This window comes from Marinobacter sp. M5B, from assembly GCF_042604615.1.
Taxonomy (GTDB): domain Bacteria; phylum Pseudomonadota; class Gammaproteobacteria; order Pseudomonadales; family Oleiphilaceae; genus Marinobacter; species Marinobacter salarius.
Genome location: NZ_CP156894.1, coordinates 1061297 through 1083186, shown reverse-complemented (window position 1 = coordinate 1083186; position 21890 = coordinate 1061297). Strand labels below are relative to the sequence as shown.

At 57.2% G+C, this 21890-nt stretch carries 16 protein-coding genes; 2 read left to right on the top strand and 14 right to left on the bottom strand.

From position 1 onward, the window contains the following. Positions 1-19 precede the first annotated feature (19 nt). From ribBA to glyA, 4 genes are all read right to left on the bottom strand, one after another. Positions 20-1135, bottom strand: a complete 1116-nt coding sequence (gene ribBA / locus AAGD24_RS04875) for a bifunctional 3,4-dihydroxy-2-butanone-4-phosphate synthase/GTP cyclohydrolase II (protein WP_007155555.1) — start codon at positions 1133-1135, stop codon at positions 20-22. A 68-nt stretch (positions 1136-1203) separates the two neighbouring features. Beyond that, a complete protein-coding gene (gene ribD / locus AAGD24_RS04870) occupies positions 1204-2319 on the bottom strand; it encodes a bifunctional diaminohydroxyphosphoribosylaminopyrimidine deaminase/5-amino-6-(5-phosphoribosylamino)uracil reductase RibD (protein WP_036203617.1) in 1116 nt (371 codons plus the stop codon). After that, on the bottom strand, positions 2316-2834 hold the full coding sequence (nrdR, locus tag AAGD24_RS04865) for a transcriptional regulator NrdR (RefSeq protein ID WP_007155557.1): 519 nt from the start codon (positions 2832-2834) through the stop codon (positions 2316-2318). The genes ribD and nrdR overlap by 4 nt, the downstream gene beginning before the upstream one ends. A gap of 66 nt (positions 2835-2900) precedes the next feature. After that, positions 2901-4157: a serine hydroxymethyltransferase gene (gene glyA / locus AAGD24_RS04860; RefSeq protein ID WP_036203614.1), complete on the bottom strand. Its 1257-nt coding sequence runs from the start codon at positions 4155-4157 to the stop codon at positions 2901-2903. Positions 4158-4523: 366 nt separating this feature from the next. Between glyA and ettA the strand changes: the two genes are divergently transcribed. Together ettA and radA are read left to right on the top strand one after the other, a co-directional pair. Next, positions 4524-6185, top strand: coding sequence for an energy-dependent translational throttle protein EttA (gene ettA, locus AAGD24_RS04855; protein ID WP_036203610.1), 1662 nt, complete (start codon positions 4524-4526; stop codon positions 6183-6185). Then, entirely contained in the window at positions 6185-7564 is a 1380-nt protein-coding gene (gene radA, locus AAGD24_RS04850) for a DNA repair protein RadA (protein WP_036203607.1), read from the top strand. The genes ettA and radA overlap by 1 nt, the downstream gene beginning before the upstream one ends. A 178-nt stretch (positions 7565-7742) precedes the next feature. Here radA and AAGD24_RS04845 read toward each other — a convergent pair whose 3' ends face one another. The 10 genes from AAGD24_RS04845 to AAGD24_RS04800 all read right to left on the bottom strand — a co-directional run bounded on the left by AAGD24_RS04845 (position 7743) and on the right by AAGD24_RS04800 (position 21890). Then, positions 7743-8111, bottom strand: coding sequence for a PilZ domain-containing protein (locus AAGD24_RS04845; protein ID WP_036203604.1), 369 nt, complete (start codon positions 8109-8111; stop codon positions 7743-7745). Positions 8112-8354: 243 nt separating this feature from the next. Then, a complete protein-coding gene (gene hemE / locus AAGD24_RS04840) occupies positions 8355-9419 on the bottom strand; it encodes a uroporphyrinogen decarboxylase (protein WP_136633842.1) in 1065 nt (354 codons plus the stop codon). 122 nt (positions 9420-9541) lie between these two features. Beyond that, entirely contained in the window at positions 9542-10960 is a 1419-nt protein-coding gene (locus AAGD24_RS04835) for a glutamate synthase subunit beta (protein ID WP_007154607.1), read from the bottom strand. A 77-nt stretch (positions 10961-11037) separates the two neighbouring features. Next, positions 11038-15486, bottom strand: a complete 4449-nt coding sequence (gene gltB, locus AAGD24_RS04830) for a glutamate synthase large subunit (RefSeq protein ID WP_199480878.1) — start codon at positions 15484-15486, stop codon at positions 11038-11040. A gap of 255 nt (positions 15487-15741) precedes the next feature. Beyond that, a complete protein-coding gene (locus AAGD24_RS04825) occupies positions 15742-15936 on the bottom strand; it encodes an SPOR domain-containing protein (RefSeq protein WP_379866712.1) in 195 nt (64 codons plus the stop codon). Positions 15937-15997: 61 nt separating this feature from the next. Further along, positions 15998-17380 (bottom strand): AAA family ATPase, encoded by a 1383-nt coding sequence (locus AAGD24_RS04820; RefSeq protein ID WP_379866710.1) that lies wholly within the window; start codon positions 17378-17380, stop codon positions 15998-16000. A 29-nt stretch (positions 17381-17409) separates the two neighbouring features. Next, positions 17410-18504, bottom strand: coding sequence for a 3-dehydroquinate synthase (aroB, locus tag AAGD24_RS04815; protein WP_075195818.1), 1095 nt, complete (start codon positions 18502-18504; stop codon positions 17410-17412). Continuing rightward, a complete protein-coding gene (aroK, locus tag AAGD24_RS04810; protein WP_036203590.1) occupies positions 18497-19063 on the bottom strand; it encodes a shikimate kinase AroK in 567 nt (188 codons plus the stop codon). The genes aroB and aroK overlap by 8 nt, the downstream gene beginning before the upstream one ends. Before the next feature lie 130 nt (positions 19064-19193). Continuing rightward, positions 19194-21275, bottom strand: a complete 2082-nt coding sequence (gene pilQ, locus AAGD24_RS04805; protein ID WP_177190642.1) for a type IV pilus secretin PilQ — start codon at positions 21273-21275, stop codon at positions 19194-19196. Between the two features lie 66 nt (positions 21276-21341). Continuing rightward, a complete protein-coding gene (locus AAGD24_RS04800; protein ID WP_036203584.1) occupies positions 21342-21890 on the bottom strand; it encodes a pilus assembly protein PilP in 549 nt (182 codons plus the stop codon).

The window sequence follows — 21890 nt, the reverse complement described above, 5'->3', positions numbered from 1 at the left end:
ACGGGCCTGCCGGGGTTCATTATTCGGGTGTGTAGGGCACGTATTCCACAACTTCCAGCTCGAACCCGGAAATGGCAGAAAACTTGATGGGCGGGCTCAGCAGGCGCATTTTGCCAACACCGAGATCCCTCAGAATCTGTGAGCCGGTACCAACGGTAAAATAGACACCGGAGCTGCCCTTACCCGCGGACTTTTTATCCTGCTCGAAAAATTCGTGGATACGATCTTCAAGATTGTAGCTGTCTTCGGCGCTATTGAGCAGGACAACGACGCCGCGACCTTCACTCGCCACCTTCTCCAGAGCATGATGCAATGGCCAGCTACGGGAATCGGCGCGGCGGGCACCAAGCAGGTCACGCAGAGTATCGGTGATGTGCACACGCACCAGCACCGGGTCCTCGGCCGCAATATCCCCCATCACCATGGCCAGATGGGTGGAACCCTGGATATTGTCGCGATAGGTGCGCAAGTTGAATACACCGTACTCGGTATCCAGGTCGTACTGCTCAACGCACTCAATGGTGCGCTCGTTCAATGTCCGATAGTGGATCAGATCCGCAATCGTGCCGATCTTCAGGTCGTGAGTTTCGGCAAATTTTTCCAGATCTTCACGGCGGGCCATGGACCCATCGTCATTCATGATTTCGCAGATCACGCCGGCAGGCTCGCAGCCGGCGAGGGCTGCCAGATCACAGGATGCTTCGGTATGGCCGGCTCGGCTGAGCACCCCGCCCGGGTCCGACATCAGTGGGAAAATATGGCCTGGCTGAACCAGGTCAGACGCTTTTGCATCGCGGGCAACAGCAGCCTGGACAGTTCGCGCACGGTCGGCGGCAGAGATACCCGTCGTTACGCCTTCAGTCGCCTCAATGGAAAGGGTGAACTTGGTGCCAAAACCCGATGCATTCTGCTGCACCATCAACGGCAGGCCAAGCTGTTCGCAACGATGGCGCGTCATCGGCATGCAAATCAGCCCACGACCGAAGCGGGCCATGAAGTTGATAGCCTCTGGCGTACAGTGCTCTGCGGCCATCACCAGGTCACCTTCGTTTTCCCGGTCCTCATCGTCCATCAGGATAACCATCTTGCCCTGACGGATATCGTCGATAATGTCTTTAATGCTATTCAGTGCCATACCGTATTTGCATCCTGTTGGCCTGCCCGCCCGAGTGTCGGTGCCGGCAGCCATGAATTTAGTAACCGTTACCCCGGCGCGAGGATCAATCGCTGGTCCTCGCCCAGCTGACGGCGATCCAGCACTTTCCATTGCACCTTATCCGCCATGGATTCCAGTGGCAGATTGGCCGTGGGCCGGCCAGTGCTGCCCAGGAACACCGGCGCCTGGTAGAGCCATAGCTCATCTACCAGACGCTCGCTGATAAATGTACCGGCCAGCGTTGGACCAGCTTCCACCAACAATTCGTTGATGCCCAACTCCCCCAGTGAGTCGAGCAACTCGCGAACATCAATTCCATTATCCTTCCAGGCCACACCCGTCAGGCCCACGCCCAACGCGGCAAGGTCCTGTGCCGGCGCGGTTGCCAGTGTTGGGGAGGCGCAATACACCTGGACATTGCCACCCTGCAGGATCGTAGCGCCCGGGGGCGTACGCGCGTCCCGGTCCGCGATCACGCGCAGGGGCTGGCGGGACGGCTCCGTGGCGTCACCAATGTCACCCAATTCAGTCCGACGAACGGTCAGTGAAGGATTGTCAGCGAGAACCGTCCCCACCCCTGTCAGAATGGCATCGCTGATGGCCCTGAGACGCTGGACATCGCGGCGGGACTCCGAGCCGGTAATCCACTGACTTTCGCCGGAGGCCATGGCCGTCCTGCCGTCAAGGCTCGCAGCCATTTTAAGCCGGACATAGGGCCTGCCAACGTTCATTCGCTTCATAAAGCCGGGATTCAATCGCACGGCCTCTTCCGCCAGTAGGCCTTCCGTTACACGAATGCCTGCCTCACGGAGCATATCCAGGCCGCGACCGGATACCGAGGGATTGGGATCCTTGGTCGCCGCAAACACATGGGCGATGCCCGCTTCTATCAGCGCTTTGGCACAAGGCGGTGTACGGCCAAAATGACTGCAGGGCTCCAGCGTGACATAGGCCGTTGCGCCACGGGCATCCGGCCCAGCCAGGCTGAGTGCACGCGCTTCTGCGTGAGCCTCGCCCGCTCGCTCATGCCAGCCTTCGCCCAAAATCTTGCTGCCTCGGGCGATGACGCACCCCACCCGCGGGTTGGGATGCGTCGAATAGCGACCACGCCATGCAAGCTGCACCGCCCGTGCCATAAACGCCGTGTCCTGAGCGTCGATCATGCCTGCCCTTCGGAAGAATGGTTATCCGCCAGGGCCTTGGCTACATCCACCGGGTCTTCGCCCGAGGTCGCTGAAAGGCGCTCGATCTCTTCCTTGAACTCGTTGACGTCCTGAAAGCTGCGGTACACCGACGCGAAGCGCACGTAGGCCACTTTGTCCAATTGACGCAACTCCGTCATCACTTCTTCACCGAGTTGCATGGACTTGACCTCACGCTCGCCGGTCGCCCGCAACCGGAATCGGATGCGATTCAGTGCCGCCTCAATTTCCTCGATGCTCACCGGACGCTTCTCCAGGGCTTTCATCAGACCGGCCCGGAGCTTTTCCTCATCGAAAGGCTGACGGGTGCCGTCCTGCTTGACCACTCGAGGCATCACAAGCTCAGCCGACTCGAACGTTGTAAAACGCTCACGGCAGGACAGACACTCCCTGCGGCGACGCACCTGATCACCCTCGGCCACCAGCCGGGAGTCGATTACCTTGGTATCCGCTTCACCACAGAAAGGACAATGCATACTCAGAAGCTCCTGCAAACCATCGGGCCAGGCAAAAAGGCCTGCCCGAGGGCGCAATCAGGCTATTTAGCCGGCGTAAACCGGGAACCGCGAACACAGGCCTTCAACCTGCTCACGAACCCGGTCATTAACGGATTCATCTTCCAGGCTATCCAGGATATCGCACATCCAGCCAGCCAGATCACGACACTCGGACTCCCCGAAACCACGAGTGGTCACCGCGGGCGTACCGATGCGCAGGCCGGAGGTTACGAACGGCGAACGCGGATCGTTAGGTACTGCGTTCTTGTTCACGGTGATGTGCGCTCGGCCCAGGGCTGCGTCTGCATCCTTACCGGTGATGTCCTGCTTGATCAGGCTGACCAGGAACAGGTGATTCTCTGTACCACCGGAAATCACATCGAATCCGCGGGAGACAAACACCTCAGCCATGGCCTTGGCATTCTTGATCACCTGTTTCTGATACACCTTGAACTCGTCGCTCATGGCTTCCTTGAAACAAATCGCCTTGGCAGCAATAACGTGCATCAAGGGGCCGCCCTGGCCGCCAGGGAATACAGCGGAGTTAAGTTTCTTCTGCAAGTCGGCATCGTCACAGGCCAGGATCAAACCACCACGGGGGCCACGCAGGGTCTTATGGGTAGTCGTCGCAACCACGTGGGCATGAGGTATCGGGTCTGGATAAACACCAGCAGCCACTAGACCTGCCACGTGGGCCATGTCCACAAACAGGTAGGCGCCAACCTTATCGGCAATCGCGCGGAATCGGGCAAAGTCCAGCTCCTGGGAGTAGGCTGAGAAACCGGCGATGATCATCTTGGGTTTGTGCTCAACGGCAAGGCTTTCCACCTCATCGTAATCGATCAGCCCCGTGTCCGGGTTAAGGCCATACTGGACGGCGTTGTAGATCTTGCCGGAGAAGTTGACGCTGGCACCATGGGTCAGGTGCCCACCATGGGCCAGGCTCATGCCCAGAACCGTATCACCCGGCTTGAGCAGCGCCATGAATACGGCAGAGTTGGCCTGTGAGCCGGAATGCGGCTGCACATTGGCGTAGGCAGCACCAAACAGTTCTTTGGCCCGGCTGATGGCCAGGTCCTCGGCGATGTCGACAAACTCACAGCCGCCGTAATAACGTTTGCCGGGATAGCCTTCGGCATACTTATTGGTCAGCGCACTACCCTGGGCTTCCATCACCCGGGGACTGGTATAGTTCTCAGACGCGATCAGCTCGATATGAGCCTCCTGGCGTTTCTCTTCCGCCTGAATGGCGTTCCAGAGCTCGTCGTCAAAACCGGCGATTTTCATATCACGATTAAACATGGATGCGCTGCCCCTATGTGCTTAGCTGCCCGAAAAAATGGGCCGCTATTCTATCTTACAAATGGGTAAAAAATCACCCTTTATGCCGTCCGCAGATACCGACACGCCGCCGCCTGCGCTTTTTGCTCAATTGCTATCCCCGGTTGGTTTCGATACCTTACTCGGTCAATATTCATTGGTTGCGGCTACTAGCTATTGGCGTTACGGCCATCGGTCAGGGCGATCCGGGATACGCTGTGAATACGTCCCTGTACGCTCGACAAAATCATCCTTGATTTTGACGATCCCGGATCGCCCTGACCGACGGCCTTAGTCAGACACCATCAGTAATTCCGACACTTACACTCGCAAGAAGGATTCCGACACATGGCGCAATACGTATACACCATGAACCGCGTGGGCAAGGTGGTTCCGCCCAAGCGTGAAATCCTCAAAGACATTTCCCTGAGCTTTTTCCCAGGCGCGAAAATCGGCGTACTGGGCCTGAACGGCGCTGGTAAATCTACGTTGCTACGTATTATGGCCGGTATCGACCAGGATTACATTGGTGAGGCCCGCCCCCAACCCGGCATCAACGTCGGCTACCTGCCCCAGGAACCGGAACTGGACGACGCCAAGACCGTCAAGGAAATCGTCGATGAGGCGGTCTCGGGCGTCCATGACGCACTGGCGGAGCTGGATCAGGTCTATGCCGCCTATGCCGAGCCGGATGCCGACTTTGATGCCCTCGCCAAGAAACAGGGCGAACTGGAAGCCTTTATACAGGCTTCCGACGGCCACGATATTGAGCGCAAGATGGAAGTGGCGGCCGATGCCCTTCGCCTGCCGGCCTGGGACGCCATGGTAAAAAACCTCTCCGGCGGTGAGCGCCGCCGCGTGGCGCTTTGCCGTCTGCTGCTGTCCAGCCCGGACATGCTGTTGCTGGACGAGCCCACCAACCACCTGGATGCCGAATCTGTAGCCTGGTTGGAACGCTTCCTGCACGACTACACCGGCACCGTGGTTGCCATCACCCACGACCGCTACTTCCTGGACAACGTGGCCGGCTGGATTCTGGAGCTGGATCGTGGTCAGGGCATTCCGTTTGAGGGCAACTACAGCCAATGGCTGGAGAACAAGGAAAAACGCCTGGAAGTTGAAGCCAAACAGGAAGCGTCTCGCCAGAAGACCATCAAGCACGAGCTGGAATGGGTGCGCAGTAACGCCAAGGGCCGCCAGTCCAAGAGCAAGGCCCGCCTGGCCCGCTTCGAAGAAATGAGCTCCCAGGAATTCCAGAAGCGCAACGAAACTAACGAACTATACATCCCACCTGGCCCTCGCCTGGGTGACAAGGTGATTGAGATCGATGGCATCAGCAAGTCCTTCGATGACCGCCTGCTCTACGAAGACGTCTCGCTCAGTGTGCCCCCGGGTGCGATCGTTGGCATCATCGGTGGCAACGGCGCGGGCAAGTCCACGCTGTTCCGGATGATCGGCGACTACGACAAGCCCGATTCCGGCACCATCACAGTCGGTGAAACCGTAAAACTGGCCTACGTGGACCAGATGCGGGACCTGAACGGCGACAACACCGTCTGGGAAGAGCTCAGCGACGGCAACGATATTATCAAGATCGGTAACTACGAAACCCCGTCACGAGCCTATGTAGGTCGTTTCAACTTCAAGGGCTCCGACCAGCAGAAGCGTGTGGCCGACTTGTCGGGCGGTGAACGCAACCGCCTGCACCTGGCGAAACTGCTCAAGGAAGGTGGCAACGTGCTGCTGTTGGACGAACCGACCAACGATCTCGACGTGGAAACCCTGCGTGCCCTGGAGGAAGCCCTGCTCAACTTCCCAGGCTCCGCTTTGGTGATCTCGCACGACCGCTGGTTCCTGGACCGTGTGGCCACTCACATCCTGGCGTTTGAGGACGACGGTGAAGTGGTCTACTTCGAAGGCAACTTCAGCGAATACGATGAGGATCACAAGAAGCGGAAGGGCGACTCTGCCATGGTGCCCCAGCGCATGAAGTATAAGAAGCTGGCCTGATGGCAAAAGCAAAAACCGCCTATGTCTGCTCCGAATGCGGCGCAGATTATTCAAAGTGGCAGGGGCAATGCACCGCCTGCCAGGCCTGGAATACGATCAGCGAGGTCCGCGGCATCAGTGGCGGCAACGCCAAGGGTGCCCGCGGCGCCCGCTTTGAGGGCTTTGCGGGCAGTCTCTCAGAGGTAAAAAGCCTTGACGACGTCAGCCTTGCCGAACAGCCGCGCATCAGCTCCGGCATGCAGGAGTTTGACCGCGTTCTGGGCGGCGGGCTTGTGGAAGGTTCCGCCATCCTGATGGGCGGCCATCCTGGCGCTGGTAAGAGCACCCTCTTGCTTCAGGCGGTCTGCCACCTGGCGTCCAGCGTTCCAGCCCTGTACGTCACAGGCGAGGAATCGCTGCAACAGGTCGCCATGCGCGCCAAGCGCCTGGGGCTGCCCACCAAAGACCTGAAGATGCTCTCGGAAACGAGTGTCGAGCGGGTCATGCAGGTTGCCGAGGCTGAAAAGCCGCGCATTTTGGTGGTGGACAGTATCCAGGTTATGCATGTCGCCGAGTCGGAATCCGCTCCAGGCAGTGTCTCCCAGGTTCGCGAAAGCGCAGCTTACCTGACCCGCTTTGCCAAGCAGACCGGCACTATTCTATTCCTGGTGGGCCACGTTACCAAGGATGGCAGCCTGGCTGGGCCGAAAGTACTGGAGCATATGATCGACTGCTCCATCCTGCTGGAAGGCTCCAGCGATAGCCGTTACCGCACCCTGAGGGGCATCAAGAACCGCTTTGGCGCGGTTAACGAGTTGGGCGTGTTTGCGATGCTGGAACAGGGCCTGAAGGAAGTGAAGAACCCCAGTGCCATCTTCCTGAACCGCGGCGAGGAGGCAGCTCCCGGCAGCGTGGTGATGGTGGTCTGGGAAGGCACTCGGCCTATGCTGGTGGAGATTCAGGCGCTGGTGGATATGGCCCAGGGGGGATATCCGAGACGCGTTGCTGTGGGCCTGGATCAGAACCGGCTGGCGATGCTGCTGGCGGTGCTGCATCGCCATGGTGGCATGCATGTGTCGGATCAGGATGTGTTTGTGAATGTGGTGGGCGGCGTGAAGGTTAACGAGACCAGTGCGGATTTGGCGCTGCTTGCGGCCATCGTGTCGTCCTTCCGCGACCGTGCCCTGCCTCAGGATCTGGTGATCTTCGGTGAGGTTGGCCTTTCTGGTGAGATTCGGCCGGTGCCCAGTGGCCAAGAGCGCATTTACGAAGCTGCCAAGCATGGGTTTACCCGCGCTTTGGTGCCTAAGTCTAATGCGCCTCGTAAGGCTATTGAGGGGATGAAGGTTATTCCCGTGACCAAGCTTAGTGATGCGTTGTCGGCTTTGGAGGAGCTTTGAGACTTGGTTTCTAGCCTGGTTTTTTGGTGCCAGGCAGGATTGGAAGGGCCTTTCCAAAAAACGCTTCAAGCACATCCATGTGCGCTTGGGCTCCGCCATCCATGGCTCCGCACATTTTTGGAAAGGCCCTTCCAATCCTGCCTACCAGCTTCGCAGTTACCTCCGGAAATCCCTAGCCTCAATCAATCAGATGTGCAAACTCCCTCTCCAATAACGCTTGGTCCCCCAGATTCAGTTCCACCAGGCGTTTTAGGTGGGTCGCACTTTCAAGATCGATATATTGGCATTTGAACCCCAACCGCTCTTCCTCAATGTGCCGTAACTCCACCGCCATCACGATCCCGGTTTCGTGATCGTCGAGATGGATGATCACTTCGCAAGGCTGCTTCAGCGGAACCCTCCACTCCAACGGCCGCTTTACCAGTACGCCCTTCAGTGAAATATCCAACACCTCACTCACCCACACTTCGTCCTGCCAATGCAGTTCGCATTCGGCATCGAAGGAGATTCTGTGGAAGCGGCGTTTTTCGGGGGCTTTGGTTGGCAAGGGTTACTCCTGTTGACCGGTCTCGTCTGTTATGACTATAGACCGCACAGAAGCTTCTATCTAGCGCTAACACCAAACAGTGGCTCTGCGGAGCGTTAACGCAGAAGCCGGACAGAGGGCGGTTGTTGGGGCTTTCCAAAACCGTTGAGCGCCAGGGATGGCGCGACCGAGCCCTACATGGACGTATTTACGGGCGTGTTTTGGAAAGGCCCAACAACCGCCCGAAACCCCAAGATATCAATCTTACTGGTGATACTCCGGACTCAGCTCAGTCACCGCGCGAATAAACGCTCCGGCATGCTCCGGATCAACGTCCGGGGTAATGCCGTGCCCGAGGTTGAAGATATGGCCCGGGCCGGTGCCGTAGCGGGACAGGATATCGGCCACTTCCTGGCGAATCCGCTCCGGCGGCGCGTAAAGCATGGCCGGATCCATGTTGCCCTGCAGGGCAACCTGATCGCCAATGCGAGCACGGGCTTTGCCAATGTCCGTTGTCCAGTCCAGACCGACCGCGTCAGCACCGGATTCCGCTATCGACTCCAGCCACTGGCCGCCATTCTTTGTGAACAGGATAACGGGTACGCGACGCCCGTCGTTCTCTCGAATCAGGCCGGCGACGATTTTTTTCATGTAGTTGAGGGAAAACTCCTGATACGCCCAACTACTCAGCACGCCGCCCCAGGTATCGAAGATCTGGACCGCCTGGGCGCCGGCTCGAATCTGTCCGTTCAGGTAATCAATCACCGAATCCGCCAAATGGTCCAGCAACTGATGCATCACCTCCGGCTGGCCGTACATCAGCTTCTTGGCCTCGCGGAAGTCCTTGGAGGAACCACCTTCAATCATGTACGTGGCAAGCGTCCAGGGACTGCCAGAGAAGCCGATCAGCGGAACGCTGCCATTAAGTGCGCCACGGATGGTGGACACGGCATTCATCACGTAGTCCAGGTCTACTTCCGCATTGATTTTGGGCAACGCGGCTACGTCGGCAGCGGAGCGGACAGTGTTACGGAATTTCGGGCCCTCGCCAGTTTCGAAGTACAGGCCAAGCCCCAGCGCATCAGGAATGGTGAGGATGTCTGAAAACAGGATGGCAGCGTCCAGCGGGAACCGCTCCAACGGCTGTAACGTCACTTCACAGGCCAGCGGTGTGTTTTTGCACAGACTGAGAAAGTCTCCGGCTTTGGCCCGAGTCGCTCGGTATTCCGGCAGGTATCGACCTGCCTGGCGCATCATCCACACTGGCGTGCGATCAACGGGCTGACGCATCAGCGCACGCAGGAAACGGTCATTTTTCAGCTCGGTCATAGCATTCCCAGTCTGCTGTCTGTCAAAGTTTAGGAGGGCAATGATACCCGGTTTGTGGCAATAAAAAAGGGCGGCCCGCCGTCCGCAAGCCGCCCTTCCAACCCGGATGAAACCGGGGGCTGTCAGATATCCAGGTAATCCATGATACCTTCCGCCGCCTGGCGACCCTCCCAGATAGCCGTTACGACCAGATCCGAACCACGGACCATATCGCCACCGGCAAATATCTTGGGATTGCTGGTCTGGAAGCCGAACTCCACTTCCTCCGGAGCGCTGACACGGCCAGAGTCGTCGGTGTTTACCTTCAACTCGTCAAACCAGTCGGCCGGGCTCGGACGGAATCCGAAGGCCACCAGAACTGCATCGGCCGGAATCACTTCCTCACTGCCAGCGACCACTTCCGGACGACGGCGGCCGTTTTCGTCGGGCTCGCCGAGGCGAGTCTGAACCACCTTGACTCCCTCAACCCGGTCTTCGCCAATAATGGCGATCGGTTGACGGTTGAACATGAACTTAACGCCTTCTTCCTTGGCGTTGGACACTTCCCGGCGCGAGCCCGGCATGTTCTGTTCGTCACGACGGTAGGCACAGGTAACACTCGCTGCCTGTTGACGAATCGAGGTGCGGTTACAGTCCATGGCGGTATCGCCGCCGCCGAGCACAACCACTCGCTTGCCTTTCATGTCGATAAAATCGTCGGCGTCTTTCTCAAACCCAAGACGACGATTCACATTCGAGACCAGGAAGGGCAGTGCATCATGGACGCCTGGCAGATCTTCGCCCGGGAAACCGCCTTTCATGTAGGTGTAGGTTCCCATCCCCATAAAGACAGCGTCGTACTCCTCGAGGATGTCGGCCATCATCACGTCCTTGCCCACCTCCGTGGACAGGCGGAATTCTACGCCCATTTCCTCGAACACTTTGCGGCGACGGGTCATGACCGACTTCTCAAGCTTGAACTCGGGGATCCCGAAGGTCAGAAGGCCGCCAATTTCCGGGTAAATATCAAACACCACCGGCTTTACACCGTTGCGTACCAGAACGTCAGCACAGCCAAGGCCGGCCGGACCAGCACCGATCACTGCCACTTTTTTGTCGGTCCATTTGACGGCGGACATATCCGGCTTCCAGCCCAGAGCAAAGGCTGTATCGGTAATGTATTTTTCCACCGACCCGATGGTTACTGCGCCATAGCCGTCGTTCAGGGTACAGGCCCCTTCACACAGACGATCCTGGGGGCAAACGCGGCCACAGACTTCCGGCAGGGAGTTGGTCTGGTGACAGAGCTCAACTGCCCTCATGATGTTGCCTTCCGACACCAGCTTCAGCCAGTTCGGGATGTAGTTGTGTACCGGGCACTTCCACTCACAATACGGATTGCCGCATTCCAGGCAACGGTGCGATTGCGACGCGGCATTATCCTGGGTGAATGGATGGTAAATTTCACCAAACTCTTTTTTGCGCTTCTTTGCCGGTACTTTTTTCGGGTCGACACGCCCTACTTCGACAAACTGGAAGTCGTTACTCAGTCGTTCTTTCATTGTGACGCTCTCATCAGACTCAATTTCGACGCGGGCACAGCCTCTCCAGCAATGCCCTCTACCTGTTTCAACCGCCTTTACTCGGGACGCGCCCGGGTGCTGGCCAGCAGGCTGCGAAGGTTCGCCGCCTTGGGTTTGACCAGCCAGAAGCGGCCAATGTAGTCATCGAAATTGTCAAGAATATGCTCTGCCCACTCGCTCGCGGTTTCAGAAATATGCTCGCGGACCACACCGCGCAGGTGATTACGGTAGGACTCCATTTCCTCGCTGGATATCCGCTGAATCTCGACCAACTCATGGTTGTACTTGTCCACGAAGGTGTTGTTCAAGTCCAGCACGTAGGCAAAACCACCCGTCATGCCAGCACCGAAGTTGTGACCGGTGCTGCCAAGAACTGTGACCAAACCACCCGTCATGTATTCGCAGCAGTGATCGCCCACACCTTCTATCACCGCATGGGCGCCGGAGTTACGAACACCGAAGCGTTCACCGGCGGTGCCAGCGGCAAACAGTTTGCCACCGGTTGCACCATAGAGGCAGGTGTTACCTACGATCGAGGTATCCTGGGTTTTAAAGTCGCTTCCGGACGGTGGCCGGATAACCAACTTGCCACCGGTCATGCCTTTGCCGACATAGTCGTTGGCATCGCCTTCCAGAAGCAGGTTGAGACCGCCCACGTTCCAGACACCGAAGCTCTGGCCGGCGGTGCCAGTCAGATCCAGAGTGATGGGCGCCGAGACCATGCCCTGGTTGCCGTGCAACTGGGCAATCTCTCCGGACAGGCGAGCACCAATCGACCGGTCACAGTTGGTAACCCTGTAGGACCAGGTACCACCAGCCTTGCTGGCTATCGTATCCGCTGTGTCTTTCACCATCTGCTCGGCAAGCTTACCTTCATCAAACGGATGATTGCGCTCCACCTGACAGGTGTTGGGCTTGTCTGCCGGAATGTGGTCGTTAGACAACAGACGCGTCAGATCCAGCTTCTTCTGGCGCGGGGTGTCGCCGGGCAGACGCTCCAGCAGATCAACACGCCCTACTAGTTCTTCCAGGTTGCGAACGCCCAGCTTGGCCATCCACTCTCGGGTCTCGGTCGCAACGAACCGGAAGAAGTTCATCGCCATTTCAACGGTGCCTTTGAAGTGTTCTTCCCGCAGGTGCTCGTTTTGGGTCGCGACGCCGGTGGCACAGTTGTTCAGGTGACAGATACGCAGATACTTACAACCCAGAGCCACCATTGGCGTGGTGCCGAAACCGAAGCTTTCAGCGCCCAGAATAGCGCCCTTGACCACATCCAGACCGGTCTTGATACCGCCGTCCGTCTGCAAACGGATCTTGCCCCTCAGGTCGTTAGCGCGCAGCGCTTGCTGGGTTTCACTCAGGCCCAGTTCCCAGGGCGAGCCGGCGTAACGGATGGAGGTTAACGGGCTGGCCGCTGTACCACCGTCGTAGCCCGAAACCGTGATCAGATCGGCATAGGCTTTGGCCACACCAGCAGCGATGGTGCCTACACCAGGCTCCGACACCAGCTTTACAGACACCAGTGCGCTCGGGTTAACTTGCTTGAGATCGAAAATCAGCTGCGCCAGATCCTCGATCGAATAAATATCGTGGTGCGGTGGTGGCGAAATCAGCGTCACACCGGGCACTGAGTAGCGCAGGCGGGCAATCAGGTCATTGACCTTGCCACCGGGTAGCTGACCGCCCTCACCGGGCTTGGCACCCTGGGCCACCTTGATCTGCATGACATCGGCACTGCGCAGGTACTCAGCGGTGACGCCGAAGCGGCCAGACGCCACCTGTTTGATCTTGGAACGTTTCTCCGTGCCATAACGGGCCGGATCTTCCCCGCCTTCACCGGAGTTGGAACGACCACCCAAGGTGTTCATTGCTACCGCCAGGGCTTCGTGAGCCTCCGGAGACAACGCACCCAAGGACATGGCCGCCGAGTCGAAGCGCGGGAAGATATTCTCCACTGGCTCCACCTCGGACAGATCAATCGCCTTGATATCCTTGCGGAACCCAAGAAGGTCCCTAAGCGTGGACACCGGGCGCTCGTTTACCAGCCCGGCGTACTCCATGTACTGCCCGTAATCACCACTGGTCACGGCTTCCTGGAGCTTACCCACTACATCCGGGTTGAAAGCGTGGTACTCCTGACCGTGGACATACTTCAACAGGCCACCCTGGGTGATGGGCTTGCGATGCTTCCAGGCCACCGCCGCCAGCTGTTCCTGATCCTGCTGGAAATCAAAGAAGCCGGCGCCCTGGATACGGCTGGGAACACCTTTGAAACACAGGTCCACCACATCATCTGCCAGGCCAATCGCCTCAAATAGCTGCGCCCCCCGGTAGGAGGTGATGGTGGAGATCCCCATCTTGGACAGGATCTTCAGCAGGCCCTTGTTGACACCCTTGCGATAGTTGTTCTTCGCATCAATGGGGTCCATCATCAGTTCGCCGGTGCGAATCAGGTCGTTAAGCACCTGGTAGGCCAGGTACGGATAGACCGCCGTAGCGCCAAAGCCAAACAACACAGCAAACTGGTGCGGGTCGCGGGCCCAACCGGTTTCAACCAGGATGTTGGAGTCACACCGGAGGCCTTTCTTGACCAGGTGATGGTGAACGGCGCCCGTTGCCATCATGGCATTGACCGGCAGCTCACCCTCTTTCAGATCCTTGTCGGTCAGGATCAGGATCACCTTGCCGTTGCGGACTGCCTGCTCAGCCTCGTCGCACACGTTACGCACAGCCTGCTCAAGCCCCATTTCCGGGCTGTAGCTCATGTTGATCCGAGCAACTTCGAATCCGGGCCGATCATTGTTGGCGATCTTCAGGTACTTGGCCGGCGAGAGCACCGGCGTTGTCAGGATGATGCGGTTAGCGTGCTCCGGCGTTTCCTCGAACACGTTACGCTCCGCGCCAATACACGTCTCCAGGGACATCACGATGGACTCCCGAAGCGGATCGATGGCCGGGTTGGTCACCTGGGCAAATTTCTGACGGAAGTAGTCAGCCACGTGCCTGACACGGCTCGAGAGCACGGCCATGGGCGTATCGTCCCCCATCGACCCTACTGCTTCCTGGCCGTTCTCAGCCAGAGGGCGCAGAACCTGGTCACGCTCCTCGTAGGAGACCATGAACATTTTCTGGTGTATATGGAGCTCGTCGGACTGCATCAGCTTGAAGTCAGGTGTGTCCTGATTCAGCGTGGTTTCAACCCGCAGGGAGTTCTCCCGCAGCCAGCGCTTGTAGGGCTGGGCCGACTTCAGGCGATTATCCACGTCTTTCGTATGCAGGACTTCGCCGGACTCGGTATCAATAGCAAGCATTTGCCCCGGACCGACACGTCCCTTGGCCACCACGTCTTCGGGCTTATAGTCGTAAGTGCCGATCTCGGACGCCAGGGTAATGAAGTCGTCTTTGGTGATTACCCAACGAGCCGGGCGAAGTCCGTTCCGATCCAGCATACAGACGGCGTAGCGACCGTCGGAGAGAACCAGGCCGGCTGGCCCATCCCACGGTTCCATATGCATGGAGTTGTACTCATAGAATGCCCGCAACTCGGAATCCATGGTATCCACATTCTGCCAGGCAGGCGGGATCATCATTCTCACGGCACGGAACAGGTCGACACCACCGGCCAGCAGTACTTCCAGCATATTGTCCATGCTGGAGGAATCTGAGCCCGTCAGGTTAACCAGCGGCTGCAGCGTCTGTAGGTCCGGCAATTCCGGTGCGCTGAATTTGGCGGCACGGGCAATCGCCCAGTTACGGTTGCCGTCAACGGTATTGATCTCGCCATTGTGGGCGAGATAGCGGAACGGCTGCGCCAGCGGCCAACGCGGCATGGTGTTTGTGGAAAAGCGCTGGTGGAAGACACAGATAGCGGTCTGCAGGTCCGGATCGCCCAGATCCTTGTAGAAGTTCGCCAGGTCCGCCGGCATCATCAGGCCCTTGTAAGCCAATGTTCGGTGAGACAGGCTACAGATATAGAATTCGGAGTCATCGGCCATGTCCCGCTCAGCGTGGCGGCGCCCAACAAACAGCGAGATGGCGAATTCCTGCTCGGTTTTACCGGCGGGAACCACAAACACCTGCTCAATCCAGGGCAAACAGTCGAGCGCCATCGGCCCAAGGCAGCTGTCGTCCGTTGGCACCTTCCGCCAACCCATGATTTCCAGGCCCTGCTCTGCGAGGCGCTTTTCCACGGCAGCACGGCCGGCAGCGGCCTTGTTCTCGTCCGGGTTAAGGAATACCTGGCCCACAGCGAACAGCTCTTCAGGCTCCTTGCCAAATTCCGCTTTGGCGGCCTTGCGCAAAAAGGCATCCGGGCTCTGGATCAGGAGGCCACAACCATCGCCGGTCTTTCCGTCTGCAGCGATACCACCACGGTGGGTCATGCAGGTCAGTGACTCGATGGCAGTTTGCAACAACTTGTGGCTGGCCTCGCCCTTCATATGGGCGATCAGACCGAAGCCGCAGTTGTCCCTGAATTCGTCGGGATGATACAAACCTGTCATCATAAGCGTTCTCTCGCGTAGAAATGCTTTTCAATCAAAGGGTTATTTGCATACAGACAATTAACTCACCCTTCGACACTGAAAATGGGGGCTGGCTATTTTACACGCGTAGAAATACGTACTCAAACCAAAGCGTTTTTATTTTAGGGGGCAAGCACGTTCAATACGAATGCTGCGCCAGACAGCGCACACCATAAAACAGAGAGTCAGGTTATTGTTTTTATAGAATAAAGCACGAAAAAAGGCAGGCACAGAAAATCAGAAATCGCGTGATTGCCTGATCCAGGGAGACTGGTCCCGCAGGGCCTGGGGAAGACGCTCAACTGCTTTTCGGGCCTCATCACGCGAGGAAAACTCGCCGTAGAAGCCAACAAACCAGTCCTGCCCCTGCCTTTGGGTCTGGGTGTAGAGTATACCGGAAATGGATTCGTACTGATCCATCAGATTCAGCACCGTTTGTTCCTGATTCCCAGCAATTAACTGAACTGTCCAGCCTTCACGCGCCCTTACGCTCTCAAGATCCACAAATGCAAATGGACGGGAGGGAGAGAAGCCGGGCTCTGGCTCTGGCTCTGGCTCTGGCTCTGGCTCTGGCTCTGGCTCTGGCTCTGGCTCTGGCTCTGGCTCTGGCTCTGGCTCTGGCTCTGGCTCTGGCTCTGGCTCTGGCTCTGGCTCTGGCTCTGGCTCTGGCTCTGGCTCTGGGCTCTGGCTCTGGCTCTGGCTCTGGCTCTGGCTCTGGCTCTGGCTCTGGCTCTGGCTCTGGCTCTGGCTCTGGCTCTGGCTCTGGCTCTGGCTCTGGCTCTGGCTCTGGCTCTGGCTCTGGCTCTGGCTCTGGCTCTGGAACAGCCTGATCAGATTCTTCCACGCTGGGCAACTTGGTCTCGACGACCGGTTCCGACAACTCTACATCGGTCTCAATCGGTTCAATATCCGGACTGTCAGGGCCGATGGTGATGCTTTTGCGTACGGTTTCCGGCTCAGGTTCTGACTGCTCCCTTGCAACAGAGTCGTCATACTGCTGCGATACAAGCCACCAGGAACCAGCGAGTATGACCAAGGCCAGCGCGGGCCAACGCAGATTAATCGGCATCGAAAACGTCCGCTTGGCGCCACCTCCGGTCGATGCCATATCCAACCATACGGCTGGTGTTACACGCTTGAGACGGGAAAAACTCCCCTGACTCAAACTGTGTAATTGTGACAATTTCCCTGGCGACAGCAACTCCTTGGGCTTACCACCAGCTCGGTGAATTCGGGGCTCGAGATAAGCGGCGACTTCTTCTTTTGTCAGTGGGCGAAGATGAACCTGATGCACGCCGGCACCGTCCCCTGACAACCCAAGCATCTCAATCAACCGCCCGCTGCCACTGAACACAGGAACCGCCGCCGCAGATCGATCTGCGGATTCAAAAGCAGAAAACAACAATCTCAGTAGCTCGGTGGGTGCACGATCCGCATCATCGATCAGCAGGACCATCCGCTGCCCCTTCCGAGCCCTGATTTCAGACCATCGGAAAAAGCCGTAAATGGCGTCACGCGCACCCTCGCCAGGATTCAACCCCTTGTGCGCAATACCGAGCAGCGCCCGTGACAGCGCCTGAGTACTCGTCAGCGCCGCAGCTGGCACCCGATGAAAATCCAGACGGGAAGACTCACTTCTCACCAGTTCCGCAAGCAACCGACTTTTGCCCGCCCCCACATCACCAGTGAGAAGCAAAGCGAGGTCACCAAAACCACAGAGGTGACGAAGCGTTTCCAGGGCGTGGTGGCGAGAGGCATCCGGAAAGAAGGGTGTTTCCATATCCAACGGATCGGCCCTTAACCCATAACGCTCCTGGAGTCGCGGAAACAAACCACCACCGTCATGACTATTGAGTCCTTCGTTGTTCACCGTCATTCCCTGCTTTATCCCAGATCAATACCTGTTCAGACTTCTCTACAAAAGCCCCGAAGCGTGGCATCCAGTTCTCGCCTATCCACCGCATCCGTCACCACAGCATCCCCGAGCCTGCGAAGGAGGACCAAGCGCAACGAACCATCCACATTCTTCTTGTCGACTGCCATCAATCGCAGAAAATCATCGGGAGACATCCCCGTGGGTGCAAGCGCCGGAAGCTTGGCTCTCTCGATAATGCGCACAACCCTGGCACGATCCTCTTCGGTGATCATACCCTGGCGCAAGGAAAGATCCGCAGCCATCATCATGCCAGTACCAACAGCCTCGCCGTGCAGCCAGTTGCCGTATCCAGCGAAGGTCTCAATGGCATGACCAAACGTGTGCCCAAGGTTGAGTATTGCCCGTAAACCACCTTCTCTTTCATCTTTTGCTACAACGTCCGCCTTGCAGGCGCATGAGCGATAGATAGCTTCCACCAGGGCTGTTGTTTCCAGATCAATGAGCGACGTAATTTCTTTCTCAAGCCAGGCCAGAAAATCGGTGTCCCGAATCAGGCCATACTTGATAACTTCCGCAAGGCCAGCAGACACCTCCCTTGGAGAAAGGCTCCTCAGACTGTCGGTATCGATCAGTACAACTTCCGGTTGGTGGAAGGCACCGATCATATTCTTGCCCAACGGGTGATTGATACCGGTCTTTCCTCCGACCGAGGAGTCCACCTGCGACAACAATGTCGTCGGGATCTGGATAAAAGAGACACCACGCTGGTAGGAAGCGGCGGCAAACCCGGTCATATCCCCAACCACGCCACCCCCCAAAGCAACCAGCGTGGTTTTGCGGGAGTGACGCTTCCCCAGCAAACCGTCGAAGATACGGTTTAGCGTCTGCCAATCCTTGTATTTTTCACCGTCTGGAAGCACAACCGTATCTACCTGCTTTCCAGGGAAACAGGCTCGGGCTGACTCAAGATACAAGGGCGCAACCGTTTCGTTGGTGACGATCATGACTTGTGAACCAGAGACAAAGGGACTCAGATCATAGCTACCCAGCAGCCCCTGACCGATAACGATTGGGTAACTTCGATCGCCCAGCTCAACCGTCAACTCCCGCAGTGAGTCACGCATGATTTCTGCCTTCCTTACGTATTTGCCTTTTGTGGCGAGGTGTCCTCGGATTAATCCGGTTCACCAATTGCCGTACGACCAGTCTGGGGCTCTTGCGGTCAGTAAACATGACGACATCGGCCAAGAGCGAATAGATAGGGTCCCGCACGGCAAACAGATTTCTAAGGACCGCCTCGGGGTCGTCATTCTGCAACAGGGGACGATTGCGATCCCGCCTCGTTCTTTCAACTTGCTGCTCAATCGAGGTTTTCAGGTACACCACGACGGAATCGCGTTTAAGATGCGCGTGATTCTCTTCTTTCATCACCGCGCCACCGCCCGTCGCCAGCACTGTCTGTGGATATTCCGACAGTTCAGCCAACATGGCCGTTTCACGATGCCGAAAGCCGTCTTCCCCTTCTACGTCGAAGATCCAGGGAATATTGGCGCCGCACCGCTCTTCAATAATCCGATCGGAATCGAGAAAGCGATAGCCCAGCTCTTTGGCCAGCATGCGACCAATTGTGCTTTTTCCCGCACCCATTGGGCCGACCAGGACAACTCGTTTTGGCAAGGACATAACTTCCGCTCATCTACATTCCGGCGCGTGAGAATATCACAGGGTAACGTTTTCCATAAGTTTCAGGAAATGAACCGACAAAAAAACCGCCGTGCGGAACACGGCGGTTTTTTTGTCGGATGCAACCCGATTACTGAATCAGGTCGCTCTTGATGATCTTCGGTGTGATGAAGATCAACAGCTCGCTACGCTCATCAACATGCTCGGTGCGCTTGAAGAGGCGGCCGAGGTAGGGAATATCACCCAGGAACGGAGTCTTGGTAGTCGTCGTAGTAACCTCTGACTGGAAAATACCGCCCAGAACGACGGTTTCGCCATTTCCAACCAACACCTGAGTGGTTACCTCATTAGTGTTGATGGCAGGAATACCGGCGGTCACTTCACCACGGGAGTCCTGATTAACCACCAGATCCATGATGATTTTGTCATCCGGGGTGATCTGAGGGGTTACTTCAAGAGCCAACGCCGCTTCCTTGAAAGATACTGACGTCGCACCGCTGGAAGAAGCCTCTTGATAAGGGATCTCCTCACCGGACTTAATCTTGGCGGTCTGGCGATCGGCAGTAACAACGCGGGGCTGGGAAACAACTTCCGCCTGCCCGTCACTCTCCAGTGCAGAGAGTTCCAGGTCCACAAGAAAATCATCACTGCCCAAACCGATGGCAAATGAGGAAGCACCTTGGCCGGTGACACCCAAATCTACCGCCAGAGCGTCCGGGAAAGTGATCGTGTTGTTGGTACCACCAGCGGCTTGACGCGCCTCCTCAACCGCGTTCTGCGAACCACCCACTGAGAAAACGTTATCACCACTGACATCGTAGGCGGCACCACCCCAACGAACACCGAGATTTTCGGCAACGTTGGTTTGCGCTCTTACAATTCGAGCCTCAATGGAAACCTGACGAACAGGAACATCCCAGGTCGAAACCAGGCGGCGAATTTCATCAAGCTTTTCCGAAGTTTCACGAACACTGATCGTGTTGGTACGCGCATCTGAAGAGACGAATCCCCGAGAGGAGATAAGTTCTTCATCCGCCCTAATCAGTTCAACGACATCGGCAGCCTTGGCGTAATTCACCTGAATGATATCCAGGCGAACCGGTGCGAGCTCAGCGATCTGCTTGGACGTCTCCAGCTCAAGCTTTTCACGGGCGGCGATTTCATCGGCCGGAGCAACCAGCAGTACGTTACCAATCTGACGCTTGTCCAATCCCTTGGTCTTAAGGATCAGGTCCAGAGCCTGGTCCCAGGGCACATTCTGCAAACGCAGCGTGATGCTGCCACTGACCGTATCGCTGGCAACAAGGTTCAGACCAGTAAAGTCGGCAATCAACTGCAATACCGAACGAACTTCGATGTCCTGGAAGTTGAGAGAGAGCTTGTCGCCGGTGTACGGGAACTTCTCCTCTCGACGAGACTCAGCTTCCTCTTCTGTCAGCCTTTCCACGCTGACGGTAAACTGCGAACCGGACTGGTAGGCAATGTAGTCGTAGTTGCCTTCCGGACGAATTTCCACAACCGCATTACCATCTTCCGTGTAGGTATCAACCCGGGTTACCGGTGTCGCGAAATCGGTAACATCAAGGCGGCGACGAAGATTGTCCGGCACACTGGTACCGTCCATCGTCAAGCGAATCTTGCCCCCGAGCTCGGACAGATCCACGGATGCATTGGCACTACCCAGATCTACAATCACGCGTCCTTCGCCATTCTGCCCACGCCTAAAATCGACTCCCGCCAGGTCGTTGCCTGCCGATGAGACCGACTGTCCTCCCGATGCAGTAGTCATCGGTGTAGAGGAAGAAGTCGAGCCTGACGCTGCGACACCACTACCCTGACTGCCGATTGTGACGACCAGGCTGTTCTGGGTACGCACCGTCTCATAGGGAGCCAGCTCTGCCAGGTTGAAGATCAGGCGAGTGCGATCCTTGGTTTCGACAACCGTCATGCTCTGGGCGTTACCTCCCCCGAGCGAGATGTTGCGACTGTCGAGACCGCTGGTCGTGTCCCGGAGGTCCACTGCGATTCTGGCAGGTCGCTCGATCGTGTACCCGGTCGGTTCTGGTGGCTGGCCGTCAAACGCCAGCGTCACCTCGACCCGATCCCCGGACAGCGACGAAAACGACACGTCTTCCAGCGTGACCGCATTGGCCAGGCCGGATAACAACCCAAAAGCAATCACGCCGACGTATACATTGAGTTTTCTGAACATCGCTAGCCTCGACCCCAAACTTTTTTGTTCATGCATGTTTCTTTCAATAATCATAATGCCGCTCCCTTAGCCCTCATTCTCATCCAGCGACAGCGAGCGTGGACGCTCGACCCACCCGCCCCGGCCATTGGGAACGATTTCAATCAGTTCAACCCGGGTTTCATTGACGCCAATAATCCGGCCGTAATTCTGCCCTACATAGTTTCCGGTGCGCACCCTATGAATGCCGCCCATACCATCCTTGATCAGGGCAAAAAGGCTCCCGGATGCGTCACTTAAAGTGCCTACCATAGAGAGTTCCTTCAAATCGAAATTTTCGAGAACCTCTCTCGGCCGATCCAGATCCGGCTCGATATCGCTTTCCGGTTCCTGATCAACCATTGTGAGCTGGATATCAATCGGCGGTTCGAAGGGCGCTCTGCGATCCGCTGCCGAATAGCTGAAAGCCTCATACGCCTTGAACTCTGGTAAGGGTTCGACATGCCCCCGAGGCTTAGCCCGAGTGTCCGCCATAAACTTGTCAAGATCGGAAAAACCACTTCCCTGGGAGCACGCAGTCAGGAAAGATACCAGACAAATACTCATCCAGGCTTTTATTGCATGCTGTCTCGCCAT

Excerpts from the sequence above, each read along its gene's own strand:
- nrdR (WP_007155557.1), bottom strand. The coding sequence starts at position 2,834 with ATGCATTGTCCTTTCTGTGGTGAAGCGGATACCAAGGTAATCGACTCC.
- ribBA (WP_007155555.1), bottom strand. The coding sequence starts at position 1,135 with ATGGCACTGAATAGCATTAAAGACATTATCGACGATATCCGTCAGGGC.
- aroK (WP_036203590.1), bottom strand. The coding sequence starts at position 19,063 with ATGTCCTTGCCAAAACGAGTTGTCCTGGTCGGCCCAATGGGTGCGGGA.
- gltB (WP_199480878.1), bottom strand. The coding sequence starts at position 15,486 with ATGATGACAGGTTTGTATCATCCCGACGAATTCAGGGACAACTGCGGC.
- ribD (WP_036203617.1), bottom strand. The coding sequence starts at position 2,319 with ATGATCGACGCTCAGGACACGGCGTTTATGGCACGGGCGGTGCAGCTT.
- ettA (WP_036203610.1), top strand. The coding sequence starts at position 4,524 with ATGGCGCAATACGTATACACCATGAACCGCGTGGGCAAGGTGGTTCCG.
- AAGD24_RS04800 (WP_036203584.1), bottom strand. The coding sequence starts at position 21,890 with ATGGCGAGACAGCATGCAATAAAAGCCTGGATGAGTATTTGTCTGGTA.
- AAGD24_RS04820 (WP_379866710.1), bottom strand. The coding sequence starts at position 17,380 with ATGACGGTGAACAACGAAGGACTCAATAGTCATGACGGTGGTGGTTTG.
- aroB (WP_075195818.1), bottom strand. The coding sequence starts at position 18,504 with ATGCGTGACTCACTGCGGGAGTTGACGGTTGAGCTGGGCGATCGAAGT.
- AAGD24_RS04835 (WP_007154607.1), bottom strand. The coding sequence starts at position 10,960 with ATGAAAGAACGACTGAGTAACGACTTCCAGTTTGTCGAAGTAGGGCGT.
- glyA (WP_036203614.1), bottom strand. The coding sequence starts at position 4,157 with ATGTTTAATCGTGATATGAAAATCGCCGGTTTTGACGACGAGCTCTGG.
- hemE (WP_136633842.1), bottom strand. The coding sequence starts at position 9,419 with ATGACCGAGCTGAAAAATGACCGTTTCCTGCGTGCGCTGATGCGTCAG.
- pilQ (WP_177190642.1), bottom strand. The coding sequence starts at position 21,275 with ATGTTCAGAAAACTCAATGTATACGTCGGCGTGATTGCTTTTGGGTTG.
- radA (WP_036203607.1), top strand. The coding sequence starts at position 6,185 with ATGGCAAAAGCAAAAACCGCCTATGTCTGCTCCGAATGCGGCGCAGAT.